The 12,220-nt window shown below is 63.6% G+C and carries 12 protein-coding genes; 8 read left to right on the top strand and 4 right to left on the bottom strand.

Going from position 1 to position 12,220, the window contains the following annotated elements; genetic code table 11:
- Nucleotides 1-297: 297 nt before the first annotated feature.
- Together hpaR and hpaA are read right to left on the bottom strand one after the other, a co-directional pair.
- The gene (gene hpaR / locus ACIP1G_RS19985; RefSeq protein WP_400740265.1) at nucleotides 298-720 is read right to left on the bottom strand and encodes a homoprotocatechuate degradation operon regulator HpaR; all 423 of its coding nucleotides are present in this window, start codon (nucleotides 718-720) and stop codon (nucleotides 298-300) included.
- Nucleotides 721-875: 155 nt separating this feature from the next.
- Nucleotides 876-1,781, bottom strand: a complete 906-nt coding sequence (hpaA, locus tag ACIP1G_RS19980; protein ID WP_400740262.1) for a 4-hydroxyphenylacetate catabolism regulatory protein HpaA — start codon at nucleotides 1,779-1,781, stop codon at nucleotides 876-878.
- A gap of 171 nt (nucleotides 1,782-1,952) precedes the next feature.
- Here hpaA and ACIP1G_RS19975 point away from each other — a divergent pair, with 171 nt between their 5' ends.
- The 8 genes from ACIP1G_RS19975 (at nucleotide 1,953) to hpaI (ending at nucleotide 9,426) form a co-directional block, all read left to right on the top strand.
- Entirely contained in the window at nucleotides 1,953-2,612 is a 660-nt protein-coding gene (locus ACIP1G_RS19975; protein WP_400740259.1) for a fumarylacetoacetate hydrolase family protein, read from the top strand.
- A 10-nt stretch (nucleotides 2,613-2,622) separates the two neighbouring features.
- The gene (locus tag ACIP1G_RS19970; RefSeq protein ID WP_400740256.1) at nucleotides 2,623-3,387 is read left to right on the top strand and encodes a fumarylacetoacetate hydrolase family protein; all 765 of its coding nucleotides are present in this window, start codon (nucleotides 2,623-2,625) and stop codon (nucleotides 3,385-3,387) included.
- Between the two features lie 5 nt (nucleotides 3,388-3,392).
- Nucleotides 3,393-4,853 carry a 5-carboxymethyl-2-hydroxymuconate semialdehyde dehydrogenase gene (hpaE, locus tag ACIP1G_RS19965; RefSeq protein WP_400740254.1) on the top strand — a complete coding sequence of 487 codons (1,461 nt, stop codon included), beginning with the start codon at nucleotides 3,393-3,395 and terminating at the stop codon, nucleotides 4,851-4,853.
- Nucleotides 4,854-5,049: 196 nt separating this feature from the next.
- Nucleotides 5,050-5,973, top strand: coding sequence for a 3,4-dihydroxyphenylacetate 2,3-dioxygenase (gene hpaD / locus ACIP1G_RS19960; protein WP_346644035.1), 924 nt, complete (start codon nucleotides 5,050-5,052; stop codon nucleotides 5,971-5,973).
- 63 nt (nucleotides 5,974-6,036) lie between these two features.
- Nucleotides 6,037-6,441: a 5-carboxymethyl-2-hydroxymuconate isomerase gene (locus ACIP1G_RS19955; RefSeq protein WP_400740250.1), complete on the top strand. Its 405-nt coding sequence runs from the start codon at nucleotides 6,037-6,039 to the stop codon at nucleotides 6,439-6,441.
- A 42-nt stretch (nucleotides 6,442-6,483) separates the two neighbouring features.
- Nucleotides 6,484-7,791 carry an MFS transporter gene (locus ACIP1G_RS19950; protein ID WP_400740248.1) on the top strand — a complete coding sequence of 436 codons (1,308 nt, stop codon included), beginning with the start codon at nucleotides 6,484-6,486 and terminating at the stop codon, nucleotides 7,789-7,791.
- A gap of 17 nt (nucleotides 7,792-7,808) precedes the next feature.
- Nucleotides 7,809-8,612, top strand: coding sequence for a 2-oxo-hept-4-ene-1,7-dioate hydratase (hpaH, locus tag ACIP1G_RS19945; protein ID WP_400740241.1), 804 nt, complete (start codon nucleotides 7,809-7,811; stop codon nucleotides 8,610-8,612).
- A 10-nt stretch (nucleotides 8,613-8,622) separates the two neighbouring features.
- Nucleotides 8,623-9,426 (top strand): 4-hydroxy-2-oxoheptanedioate aldolase, encoded by an 804-nt coding sequence (gene hpaI / locus ACIP1G_RS19940; protein ID WP_400740239.1) that lies wholly within the window; start codon nucleotides 8,623-8,625, stop codon nucleotides 9,424-9,426.
- Nucleotides 9,427-9,971: 545 nt separating this feature from the next.
- Here the strand turns inward: hpaI and ACIP1G_RS19935 are convergent.
- Together ACIP1G_RS19935 and ACIP1G_RS19930 are read right to left on the bottom strand one after the other, a co-directional pair.
- Entirely contained in the window at nucleotides 9,972-10,901 is a 930-nt protein-coding gene (locus ACIP1G_RS19935; RefSeq protein WP_400740236.1) for a p-hydroxyphenylacetate 3-hydroxylase reductase component, read from the bottom strand.
- Nucleotides 10,902-10,979: 78 nt separating this feature from the next.
- Complete coding sequence (locus ACIP1G_RS19930; protein WP_400740234.1) at nucleotides 10,980-12,149, bottom strand: p-hydroxyphenylacetate 3-hydroxylase oxygenase component; 1,170 nt, start codon at nucleotides 12,147-12,149, stop codon at nucleotides 10,980-10,982.
- Nucleotides 12,150-12,220 lie beyond the last annotated feature (71 nt).

The following is a 12,220-nucleotide window of genomic DNA, read 5'->3' as shown; positions in this document are numbered from 1 at the left end:
CGTTTTGAAGGGACATGAACCGAGCTCGTAAAAACAGAGCTCGTTTCTATTGTGGCTTGGCGAGCAAGTCAATTTCTTAACTGACTGGCATTAGGGCAAGCCCGCTCCCACAGGTACAGCGCAAGGTTCAAGGCCTGCGCGGTCCCTGTGGGAGCGGCTTTAGCCGCGAAGAATCCAACGCGGTGCATGGCATCGGCTGCGCCGGTGTTCGCCGGCAAGCCAGGCTCCCACAGGTATTGCACATGGCTTGAAGCCCATGCAGTCGAGGTAGGAGCGGTCTTGCGTCGCGATTGGGGATCAGGGCTCGATACGCTTCAGGTCATTCAACAACCCCATCAACTGCTGCAGTTTCTCTTCCCCGAACTGCGCCTGGATCTTCTGGTAGTTGGCCTCCATCCCCTCCTTCATCGAGGCAAAGCACGCCTCGCCACCTTCGGTCAGCGTCACAAACACCCGCCGCTGGTCCTGCGCGGCCTTCTGCCGCCGCACCAGGCCGTCACGCTCCAGCCGCCCCAACACCCCGGTCATGCTCGGCTTGAGGATGCAGGCCAGCTCCGCCAACTGGTAATTCTCCAGCTCACCATGCTGCTTGAGGATGCGGATCACCCGCCATTGCTGCTCGGTCAGGTCATGCTCGTTCAACAGCGGCCTGAAAAATGCCATCGCGGCCTCTCGGGCCTGCAAAAGGCTTAGCGTGAGCGAAGGTTGCGTCTTGGTCATGGTCAAGCCTGTCGATTATCTCAGTTCACGAATTTAAGGGCATGCGCGATGGAAAGTGCAATCTGTTCCACGGAAAACCCATTCAGGCCGCGCGCCCGAGCTGCGACCATCCGGTACAAACAACAACACTTACCGGGTGCGCCGCCATGGCCATTTCACTGCAACTCCGCCTGCCGCTGGCGGTACTCCCCGGGTGTGAGCTTGGCGTAGCGGTTGAAGAAGCGGCTGAAATAAGCCGGGTCCTTGAAGCCGAGCTGGTAGCAGATTTCGTTGGCCGTGCTGCCGGAAAACAACAGCAAACGCTTGGCCTCCTGCATCAGCCGTTCCAGCACCAGGCGCTTGGACGGCAAGTCGGCGATGCGCCGGCACACATCGTTGAGCCGCGCCTCGGTCACGCCGATTTGTTGGGCGTAGCGGGCCAGCGGCCAGTGCTCAAGGTAGTGCGCTTCGATCAGTGCATTGAAACGGTGGAAGATCTTCAGGTCTTCATGCCGCGCCGGGGTCGATTGCAGCGAATGCGGGCACAGCCGCAGCAGGCTGATCATGATCAACCGGGTCAGCGACTGCAGCGCCGCCTCGCGCCCCGGCTGCTGTGTGGAAAATTCGTCGCTCAGCGCTTCCAGCCAGCCCTGCAGGCGCTGCGCCTCGGCCTTGTACGCGGCCGGCAGGTTGCCCAGCGCCACACAGGCCGGCTGCACCTGCATGCCCGCCGGCAGCAGGCTGGCATCGGCCTCGATCAGTTGCCAGACCAGTTGCTGGCGCACGGTCAGCACATGCCCGTCGCTGTCCGCCTCGGTGACGAAGGCGTGGGCCACGGTCGGCGGTGTGAGGAAGAACATCGGCCCAGACTCGATGAATTGCTGGTCGTCCAGATACACCCGCACCGTGCCCGACTTCACGTAATGCACCTGAAAGAACCGGTCATGCCGGTGCACGGGCATGTTGCGCCCGAAGAAACCTGCCAGGTTGCCCAGCCGGTCGTAATGCACCTCGCTGTCGCTGTAGCGCTGGTCGTAGACCTGGCCGATGTTGATGTTCGGAATCGGATGCCGGTCACTCATGGCTGCTTGCTCGCAAATCGCTTGACCCTGTTGACGATGGCCCATGGTGCACCGCCTTGGCGGCGGGCGCCACTGGCCACCCCTTGACCATCGTTAACATATTAACTATAACATTAACACATTAACAAAATCCGCAGGACGGCCACCGCCCTGCACTGCCAGGAGAAGAGCATGAGCCATGCCCTGCATGACGTTGCCAGCGGCACCCTGTTCGGCGTCGCGCTGAACTACCAGGGTTTGCTGCAGCAGCACCAAGCGGCGTTCGTCGAAGCACCGTACAAGCAACTGCCGGTCAAGCCGGTGCTGTTCGTCAAAACCCCGAACACCCGTAACCAGCATGAAGGCCAAGTGGTATTCCCGGCCGGCGTGCAGCGCCTGCAACCTGGCCCGGCGCTGGGTGTGGTGATTGGCAAGGACGCCAGCCGCGTCAGCGTGGCCAATGCCCTGGAACATGTAGCGGGCTACACCATCGTCAACGAAGTCAGCCTGCCCGAAGACAGCTACTACCGCCCGGCGGTCAAGGCCAAGTGCCGTGACGGCTTCTGCCCGGTGGGCCCTGCGCTGGTACCGGCTAGCCAGGTGACCAACCCCGATGCCCTGGGCCTGCGCCTGTATGTGAACGGCGAACTGCGCCAGCACAACAACACCGCCAATTGCGTGCGCTCGGTGGCCCAGCTGATTGCCGAGATCAGCGAGTTCATGACCCTGCACGCCGGCGACATCCTGATCACCGGCACCCCCGAGGGCCGCGTCGATGTACAGCCAGGCGACCGTGTCGATATCGAAATCGACGGCCTGGGCAAACTGACCAACCACATCGTCGCCGAGTGAGGAATTACCTGTGAAACACGCCCGTATCCAGTTCGACGGCCAGGTCCATGACGTCACCGTCGAAGACGACAACCTGCGCCTGGCCGATGGCCGCCTGGTCCACGAAGATCAGGTCACCTGGCTGCCACCCGCCACCGGCAGCATGTTCGCCCTGGGCCTGAACTACGCCGACCACGCCAAGGAGCTGGCCTTCGCGCCGCCCACCGAACCGCTGGCCTTCATCAAATCGCCGGGCACCTACACCGGCCACAACCAGGTCACCTGGCGCCCGGACAAGGTCGACTACATGCACTACGAGTGCGAGCTGGTCGCGGTCATTGGCAAAGCGGCGAAGAACGTCAAGCGCGAGGACGCCCTGGCCTACGTTGCCGGCTACACCGTGTGCAACGACTACGCCATCCGCGACTACCTGGAAAACTACTACCGCCCCAACCTGCGGGTGAAAAACCGCGACGCCACCACCCCGGTCGGCCCATGGATCGTCGATGCCGCCGATGTGCCAGACGTCAGCAACCTCAAGCTGCGCACCTGGATCAACGGTGAACTGAAGCAGGAGGGCACCACCGCGGACATGATCTTCGACATCCCGCACCTGATCGAATACTTCTCCAGCTTCATGACCCTGCAACCGGGCGACATGATCGCCACCGGCACGCCGGAAGGCCTGGCCGATGTGGTGCCGGGCGATGAAGTGGTGGTGGAAGTGGAAGGCGTCGGTCGCCTGGTCAACCGTATCGTCAGCGAAGCTGACTTCTTCAAGAACAACAAGGCGTGAGCAGCATGATCAAGCACTGGATCAACGGCCGTGAGGTCGAGAGCAAAGACACCTTCGTCAACTACAACCCGGCCACCGGCGATGCCATCTGCGAAGTCGCCAGTGGCGGTGCCGAAGAAGTGGCCCAGGCCGTGGCGGCGGCGAAAGAAGCCTTCCCGAAATGGGCCAATACCCCGGCCAAGGAACGTGCACGGCTGATGCGCAAGCTGGGTGAGCTGATCGACCAGAACGTGCCGAAGCTGGCCGAGCTGGAAACCCTGGACACCGGCCTGCCGATCCACCAGACCAGGAACGTGCTGATCCCGCGTGCCTCGCACAACTTCGACTTCTTCGCCGAAGTGTGCACCCGCATGGACGGCCACACCTACCCGGTCGACGACCAGATGCTCAACTACACCCTGTACCAGCCAGTGGGTGTATGCGGCCTGGTCAGCCCGTGGAACGTGCCGTTCATGACCGCCACCTGGAAAACCGCGCCGTGCCTGGCGCTGGGCAACACCGCAGTATTGAAGATGAGCGAACTGTCGCCGCTGACCGCTAACGAACTGGGCCGCCTGGCCGTCGAAGCCGGCATCCCCAACGGCGTGCTGAACGTGATCCAGGGGTACGGCGCCACTGCCGGTGACGCGTTGGTGCGCCACCCGGATGTACGCGCCATCTCGTTCACCGGCGGCACCGCAACCGGGCGCAAGATCATGCAGACTGCCGGCCTGAAAAAGTACTCGATGGAACTGGGCGGCAAGTCGCCGGTGCTGATCTTCGAAGACGCCGACCTGGAACGCGCGCTGGACGCCGCGCTGTTCACCATCTTCTCGCTGAACGGCGAGCGCTGCACCGCCGGCAGCCGCATCTTCATCCAGGAAAGCGTGTACCCGCAATTCGTTGCCGAGTTCGCTGCACGCGCCAAGCGCCTGATCGTCGGTGACCCGACCGACCCGAAAACCCAGGTCGGCTCGATGATCACCCAGCAGCATTACGACAAGGTCACCGGCTACATCCGTATCGGCATCGAAGAAGGCGCACGCCTGGTCGCGGGCGGCCTGGAGCGCCCGGCCAACCTGCCGGCGCACCTGGCCAAAGGGCAGTTCATCCAGCCCACCGTGTTCGCCGATGTGAACAACAAGATGCGCATCGCCCAGGAAGAAATCTTCGGCCCGGTGGTGTGCCTGATCCCGTTCAAAGACGAGGCAGAAGCGCTGCAACTGGCAAACGACACCGAGTACGGCCTGGCCTCGTACATCTGGACCCAGGACATCGGCAAGGCCCACCGCCTGGCGCGTGGCATCGAGGCCGGCATGGTGTTCATCAACAGCCAGAACGTGCGCGACCTGCGCCAGCCATTCGGCGGTGTGAAAGGCTCCGGTACCGGGCGCGAGGGTGGGCAATACAGCTTCGAGGTCTTTGCTGAAATCAAGAACGTGTGTATTTCCATGGGTAGCCACCACATTCCGCGTTGGGGCGTGTGACCTAACCCGGCTACGGTTGACGCGGCCCCTGTAGGAGCGGCCTTGTGTCGCGATGGGCCGCACAGCGGCCCCCGGCAATATCTGCTGCGAAGCTGAAATCCTGGGGCCGCTTTGCGGCCCATCGCGACACAAGGCCGCTCCTACAGGGGACCGCGTCAGCCCCGAAAACAACAACAGCGTCTTATCGGAGACCCCCATGGGCAAACTCGCTCTCACTGCCAAGATTACCCATGTACCGTCCATGTACATGTCCGAACTGCCGGGGCCGCGCCAGGGCTTTCGCCAAGCGGCCATCGACGGCCATCACGAGATCAGCCGCCGCTGCCGTGAGCTGGGCGTGGACACCATCGTCGTGTTCGACACCCACTGGCTGGTCAATGCCAACTACCACGTGCTGTGCGGGCCGCACTTCGAAGGCGTGTACACCAGCAACGAACTGCCGCACTTCATCAGCAACATGCCCTACGCGTTCCCCGGCAACCCCGAGCTGGGCCAGTTGCTGGCCGCAGAGTGCAACCGCTTCAACGTCGAGACCATGGCCCACCACGCCACCACCCTTGCCCCGGAATACGGCACCCTGGTGCCGATGCGCTACATGAACCAGGACCAGCACTTCAAGGTGGTCTCGGTGTCGGCGCTGTGCACCTCTCACTACCTGGCCGACAGCGCCCGCCTGGGCTGGGCCATGCGCAAGGCGGTGGAAGACCACTACGACGGCACCGTGGCGTTCTTGGCCAGCGGCTCGCTGTCGCACCGTTTTGCGCAGAATGGCCAGGCACCAGACTTCGCCACCAAGGTGTGGAGCCCGTTCCTGGAAACCCTCGATCACCGCGTGGTGCAAATGTGGCAGGACGGCGAGTGGGAGGCCTTCTGCGGCATGCTCCCGGAGTACGCCGCCAAGGGCCACGGCGAAGGCTTCATGCACGACACGGCGATGCTGCTCGGTGCGCTGGGCTGGTCCGACTACGACGGCAAGGCCGAGGTGGTCACGCCCTACTTCGGCTCTTCCGGCACGGGCCAGATCAACGCGATCTTCCCGGTCACCCCGCAAGACGGCAGCGCCATCCCGGCAGCCCAGGCCGCCAACCCGGCTGCGGTGGTGTCCACCAGCCGCCTGTGACCCTCGTTTCGCTGCTGGCCGCCCAAGCGGGTGGCCAGCCCTTCCTCACCTAGGAGGCCCCGCATGCCGCACCTGGTTCTGCTCTACACCCCCGACCTTGAACAAGACGCCGACATCCCCGGCCTGTGCCGCGCCCTGGCCGACACCATGCTGGAACAGCGCGACGGCGACGGCAAAGCCGTATTCCCCACCGGCGGCACCCGCGTGCTGGCCTACCCCGCCGCGCACTGCGCAGTGGCCGACGGCAAGGGCGAATATGGCTTCCTGTACGCCAACCTGCGCATGGCCACCGGCCGCAGCGCCGAGGTGCACAAGGCGGTCGGCGACAGCCTGCTGGCGGTGCTCAAAGCCCGCCTCGACCCGCTGCTGCAACAGCGCCCGATCGGCATCACCGTGCAGATCGACCACAGCACCGCCCAGGTCTACGACGCCAAGCACAGCACCTTGCACCCGCTGTTCAACCGCTAGCGCCTGGCACTTCCCGACTCATTACAAAACAAGTACAAGAACATGAGCACACTCGAACAAGCCTCACCGCGCGCGGCCCGCATTGACCGGGCCGACAGTACCCACCGGGCAGTCACCTGGCGGCTGATGCCGCTGTTGCTGGTGTGCTACCTGTTCGCCCATCTGGACCGTATCAACATCGGCTTCGCCAAGATGCAGATGAGCCAGGACCTGCACCTGTCCGACACGGTCTATGGCCTGGGTGCCGGGCTGTTCTTCATCGCCTATGCGTTGTTCGGCGTACCCAGCAACCTGATGCTCGACCGGGTCGGCCCGCGCCGCTGGATCGCCTGCCTGATGGTGGTGTGGGGGCTGTTGTCGACCGGCATGCTGCTGATCGAAAGCAGCAGCGCGTTCTACCTGCTGCGCTTTGCCCTGGGCGCGGCCGAAGCCGGGTTCTTCCCGGGCATCCTGGTGTACCTCAACCGCTGGTACCCGGCCGGGCGCCGCGCTCAGGTAACCGCACTGTTCGCCATTGCCGTGCCGTTGGCCGGGGTGGTCGGCGGGCCGCTGTCGGGGGCGATCCTGGCCTTCATGCACGACACTGGCGGGCTGCGCGGCTGGCAGTGGATGTTCCTGCTCGAAGGCGCGCCGGTGGTGCTGCTGGGCCTGGTGGTGCTGGCGGTGCTGCCGGAACATTTCGAGAAGGTGCGCTGGCTAAGCGATCAGCAAAAAGCCTCGCTGCGCGCCCAGTTCGGCGAAGAGGAACAGCGCAAGCCGGTTACCTCGTTCGGCGCCATCTTCGCCAGCCGTGCGCTGTGGCTGCTGGTGGCGGTGTATTGCGCGGTGATGCTGGCGGTCAACACCTTGGCCTTCTGGATGCCCAGCCTGATTCACGGCGCCGGGGTCGCCAGCGATGCCAGCGTGGGCCTGCTCAGCGCTGTGCCATACCTGGCCGGCTGTGTGTTCATGCTGGCCTGCGGCCGCTCCAGCGACCGCTTGCGCGAACGCCGCTGGCACCTGTGCGTGCCGTTGCTGATGGCCGCTGCTGGCATCGCCATTGCCGCCATTGCCCCCGAGCAAGCGCTGCCGGTACTGGCTGGCCTGGTATTGGCCGGCATGGGTGCCAGCGCTGCGCTGCCGATGTTCTGGCAGTTGCCACCGGCGTTCCTCAACGCCCGCACCCAGGCCGCTGGCATCGCCCTGATCAGCTCACTGGGCAGCATCGCCTCGTTCTTCACGCCCTACTTCATCGGCTGGGTACGCGACACCACCCACAGCGCCAGCCTGGCCCTGTACGTACTCGCCGTGTTCATCGCCCTGGGCGGCCTGCTGGTGCTGCGCACCCGGGCTGCCATCGTCAATCCCTGAATCAAGAGACTTTCACCATGCTAGACAACGCTTTCATCCAGCAAGCCGCCGAACGCCTCGACCAGGCCGAACGCTCCCGCGAGCAGATACGCCAGTTCTCGCTGGACCAACCTGCCATCACCATCGAAGACGCCTATGCCATCCAGCGCGCCTGGGTAGCGAGAAAGATCGCTGCCGGGCGCAAGCTGGTGGGCCACAAGATCGGCCTGACTTCGCGTGCCATGCAGGTGTCGTCGAACATCACCGAGCCCGACTACGGCGCCCTGCTGGATGACATGCTGTTCGATGAAGGCAGCGACATCCCCTTCGAGCGCTTCATCGTGCCGCGCGTCGAGGTGGAGCTGGCATTCATCCTCGGCAAACCGCTAAAAGGCCCCAACGTCACCGTGTTCGACGTGCTGGACGCCACTGAGTGGGTCATCCCCGCACTGGAAATCATCGACGCGCGCATTCAGCAGGTCGACCCGCAAACCCAGGCTACGCGCAAGGTGTTCGACACCATTTCCGACAACGCCGCCAATGCCGGCGTTGTCATGGGCGGCCGCGCCGTGCGCCCTACCGAGATCGACCTGCGCAAGGTGCCGGCAGTGCTCTATCGCAATGGTGTGATCGAGGAGTCTGGCGTCAGCGCGGCCGTGCTCAACCACCCGGCCAAGGGCGTCGCCTGGCTGGCCAACAAACTGGCGCCGTACGACGTCACCCTGCAGCCAGGGCAGATCATCCTCGGTGGCTCGTTCACCCGCCCGGTGGCTGCGCGCCCGGGCGACACCTTCCACGTCGACTACGACATGCTCGGCTCGATTGCCTGCCGCTTCGTTTGAGGACCTGACCATGGACATGCCCATCAACCACTTCAAGCAACGCCTGCGCAGTGGCGAGCCGCAGATCGGCCTGTGGCTCGGCCTGGCCGACGCCTATTGCGCCGAGCTTGCTGCCAATGCCGGCTTCGACTGGCTGCTGATCGACGGCGAACATGCACCCAACGACTTGCGCGGCATGCTCGCGCAGTTGCAGGCGGTGGCGGCCTACCCAAGCCAGGCGGTGATCCGCCCGGTGATCGGCGATACCGCGCTGATCAAGCAGGTGCTGGATATCGGCGTGCAGACCTTGCTGGTGCCGATGGTAGAAAGTGCCGAGCAGGCGCGTCAGCTGGTCAGCGCCATGCATTACCCACCCAAGGGGATTCGTGGCGTGGGCAGCGCTTTGGCGCGGGCTTCGCGCTGGAACAGCATTGCCGGCTACCTGGACCATGCTGACGAGCAGATGTGCTTGCTGGTGCAGATCGAGAACAAGCAAGGCCTGGCCAATCTGGACGAGATCGTTGCGGTGGACGGTGTGGATGGGGTGTTCATCGGGCCCGCTGACTTGAGTGCTGCGATGGGCCACCGGGGTAACCCTGGGCACCCCGAGGTGCAGGCGGCGATCGAAGAGGCGATCGTGCGGATTGGCAAGGCAAGCAAGGCTGCCGGCATTCTCAGTGCGGACGAGAAGCTGGCGCGGCGCTACATTGAGCTGGGTGCGGCGTTTGTGGCGGTGGGGGTGGATACCACGGTGCTGATGCGTGGGCTGCGCGAGCTGGCAGGCAAGTTCAAGGATACCCCGGTGGTTGGCAATGTCGGGGGTGGTGTGTACTGAGGGACCTGCGTGGATGGCACCGGCTTACGCCGGTGTTCGCGGCTAAAGCCGCTCCTACAGGTACTGCGCTTTTTTATGCCTGCACTGATGAAGCATCTCGGCTGCCAGGTGCTTGTCACAACATTTTCAGCGCCTTTGAGATCGAGCGCCGCCCGCGCGGCGCTTCGCGGCACAAGGCCGCTCCCACTGTCTGTTTCGGGCCAGTCACTTCTGTGAAGTCACCGCTGTCCGCCTTGTTCGTTCCATTTGATATCTGTAGGGACTGAATACAAGGCTGCCACCCACCTGGCACAGGAATAACTTGCCCGAAACAGATGTGGGAGCGGCCTTGTGCCGCGAAGCGCCGCGCGGGCGGCGCTCGATCTGTGCATCAACCTAAATCCCAAGCCATGCACCTGGAAGCCCTCACCACCTCCCCGACGGGCAAATCGCAGCCACTCTTCCCCAGTTTCCCGTGAAGAACCTATTTTCAGCTACAACGCAATCCCTGTAGGAGCGGCTTTAGCCGCGAACACCGGCAAAGCCGGTGCCAGCCACCGCGGTATTCAAATGTTGATCAGCGCCTTCAGCACAGTCTTGAAGCTATCCAGCTGCTCTTCACTGAACTGCCCAAACACCTTGTCCTGTTGCTCCCTGGCAATGGTCCACAACGCCTCGGTCTCATCCACACCCTTCACCGACAACCGCACCCTGCCCTCGTCATCGGCAATCAGCCCCTTGCGCTTGAGGTTGGCCACCGCCTCTTCAATCTCCCGCGCCGGCATCGCCACTTCGCGCTGCAGGTCGTTCAGGCTCAGCCCGGCATCGTTCTCCAACACCATCAGCATACGTGCTTCGCTGGTACGCAAGCCGGTGCACAGCTGGCGTGGCTGGTAGTCGGCCTGGTAGGCGCGCAACGCCTGGGTCATCAGGTAGTACAAATTGTGCTGCAGGCGGCCCTGGAAGTGGCTGCTCGGTGCCTGCCCTTCGGCACGCTGGGTCATGCGGGTGTGCGGCAGCACCATGGAATACGCACCCTGGTGGTACAGCAACGGCGAACGACCGAGATCATCGAATGCCACCACCTTGCCCACCAGGATCCAGTGATCACCACCGTCCAGCTGCTGGTACTTTTCACACTCGAAGCGTGCCGCGCAGTCGGCAAGCAGTGGTGCACCGCCGGCACCTGCCTGGTATTCGATCCCGGCAAAACGGTCGTCCTTGGGCCGGGCGAAATTGTTGGACAAGTCGATCTGGTCGGCGGCCAGGATATTCACGGCAAAGTGCGACGCCTCTTCGAATACTTCGTGGCTGGTCGAGCGCTTGTCGATGCTCCACAGGATCAGCGCCGGGTCCAGCGATACCGAATTGAAGCTGTTGGCAGTGACGCCGACCTTGCGGCCACTGGGGCCGGCTGCGGTGACCACGGTCACGCCAGTGGCGAAGTTGCCCAGGGCGCGGCGGAAGGCGCGCGAATCGAAGGTTTCATTGGACATGCAAGACTCCCGGGCAGGCCAACCGGCCCGCCTTGTTTGTTGTTGTGCTTGTAGGGGAAGGTTCAGCCAGACGCGGGCTCAGACCATGGCCGGGTCAGGCTCCAGGCCCATCAGCTCACGACCCAGAATTTGTGCGCAAACGTCGTAGTCGGTGTAGGCATGGGCGCCGGTCATGTGCGAATCGCGGAACAACCGCTGCAGTTCGTTGCTCTCGAACCAGGCGCCGCCGCCGGCCGCCTCCATCAGGCGGTCCACGGCCTGGATGCACAGCTTCACCGCATAGCCCTGGTTGGTGCGCCAGAACGCCAGCGTGCCGCGCGACGGGTATTCATGGCGGGCGCTGTGCTCGGCAATTTCGTCCCAGCTTTTTTCCAGCAGCGCCCGGGCGGCCGCCACCTGGTGGGTCGACTCGGCCAGGCGCATCAGCGCCGGGGTAGCGGCGCCCACGGCAGCACCGGTGTAGGCGCGCACGCGGTTGCGGGTTTTCTCGCGGAATACCTCCAGCATGCGTTCGGCAACGCCGAGGCTGACGGTGGAAAAGCCGCTGGCGAAGTACGGGCGGTATGGGGCGAAGAAGATCTTGCTGTCCGGGTACAAACCAAAGCCCGCCGACTTGCCCTCCATCATGTCCTTGGCCTTCTGGATACGGTGCTCGGGCACAAAGGCGTCACGCACGATCAGGGTCTTGCTGCCACTGCCGCGCATGCCCACGGCATACCAGTCATCGCGGATTTCATAGTCGCTGCGCGGCAGGATGGCAAAGCAGTAATCCTGGGTGCCTTCGGCATTCTTGCGGCGGAAACCGACAATCGCCCACTCGGCATGGTCGCAACCAGAGCTCCAGCCCATTTCACCGCTGAACGACACACCGCCCTCGACCTCTTCGGTACGGCCAAACGGCGCGATGCTGCTGCTGGCGGTGGCGTCCGGGTCGCTGCCCCACACCTCTTGCTGCAGCTTGGGCGGGAACATCGCCATCTGGTGGCTGTGGGTGCACAGCAGGCTCATGGCCCAGGCGGTGCTGGCGCAAGCGCCTGCCAGCACGGCGATGCATTGGGCAAATTCCGGCAGGCTGATTTCCATGCCGCCGTAGTGTTTAGGCAGGAAAGCGCGGTGCATGCCGATGCTTTTCAGCAAGGCAATGTTCTCTGCCGGCACACTGCGGTCCTGCTCGGCCTGCATGGCATTGGCAGCGATGGTTGGCAAGATCGACTTGAGGTCTTCCAGCAGGGGATTTGGCTTGTTCATGAACGGTCTCATTGTTATTGAATTCGAAGACGCGTCCAGTATGTGATCGCTGTTTTAGCGGCGAAATGCAC

The organism is Pseudomonas sp. NPDC089392 (assembly GCF_044749595.1).
GTDB lineage: Bacteria > Pseudomonadota > Gammaproteobacteria > Pseudomonadales > Pseudomonadaceae > Aquipseudomonas.
This window is presented reverse-complemented; position numbering and strand designations above follow the sequence as displayed.

Bases quoted from the DNA above. Each gene is read 5' to 3' on its own strand.
- hpaR (WP_400740265.1), bottom strand. From the start codon at position 720: ATGACCAAGACGCAACCTTCGCTCACGCTAAGCCTTTTGCAGGCCCGA.
- hpaA (WP_400740262.1), bottom strand. From the start codon at position 1,781: ATGAGTGACCGGCATCCGATTCCGAACATCAACATCGGCCAGGTCTAC.
- ACIP1G_RS19975 (WP_400740259.1), top strand. From the start codon at position 1,953: ATGAGCCATGCCCTGCATGACGTTGCCAGCGGCACCCTGTTCGGCGTC.
- hpaE (WP_400740254.1), top strand. From the start codon at position 3,393: ATGATCAAGCACTGGATCAACGGCCGTGAGGTCGAGAGCAAAGACACC.
- hpaD (WP_346644035.1), top strand. From the start codon at position 5,050: ATGGGCAAACTCGCTCTCACTGCCAAGATTACCCATGTACCGTCCATG.
- ACIP1G_RS19955 (WP_400740250.1), top strand. From the start codon at position 6,037: ATGCCGCACCTGGTTCTGCTCTACACCCCCGACCTTGAACAAGACGCC.
- ACIP1G_RS19950 (WP_400740248.1), top strand. From the start codon at position 6,484: ATGAGCACACTCGAACAAGCCTCACCGCGCGCGGCCCGCATTGACCGG.
- hpaH (WP_400740241.1), top strand. From the start codon at position 7,809: ATGCTAGACAACGCTTTCATCCAGCAAGCCGCCGAACGCCTCGACCAG.
- hpaI (WP_400740239.1), top strand. From the start codon at position 8,623: ATGGACATGCCCATCAACCACTTCAAGCAACGCCTGCGCAGTGGCGAG.
- ACIP1G_RS19935 (WP_400740236.1), bottom strand. From the start codon at position 10,901: ATGTCCAATGAAACCTTCGATTCGCGCGCCTTCCGCCGCGCCCTGGGC.
- ACIP1G_RS19930 (WP_400740234.1), bottom strand. From the start codon at position 12,149: ATGAACAAGCCAAATCCCCTGCTGGAAGACCTCAAGTCGATCTTGCCA.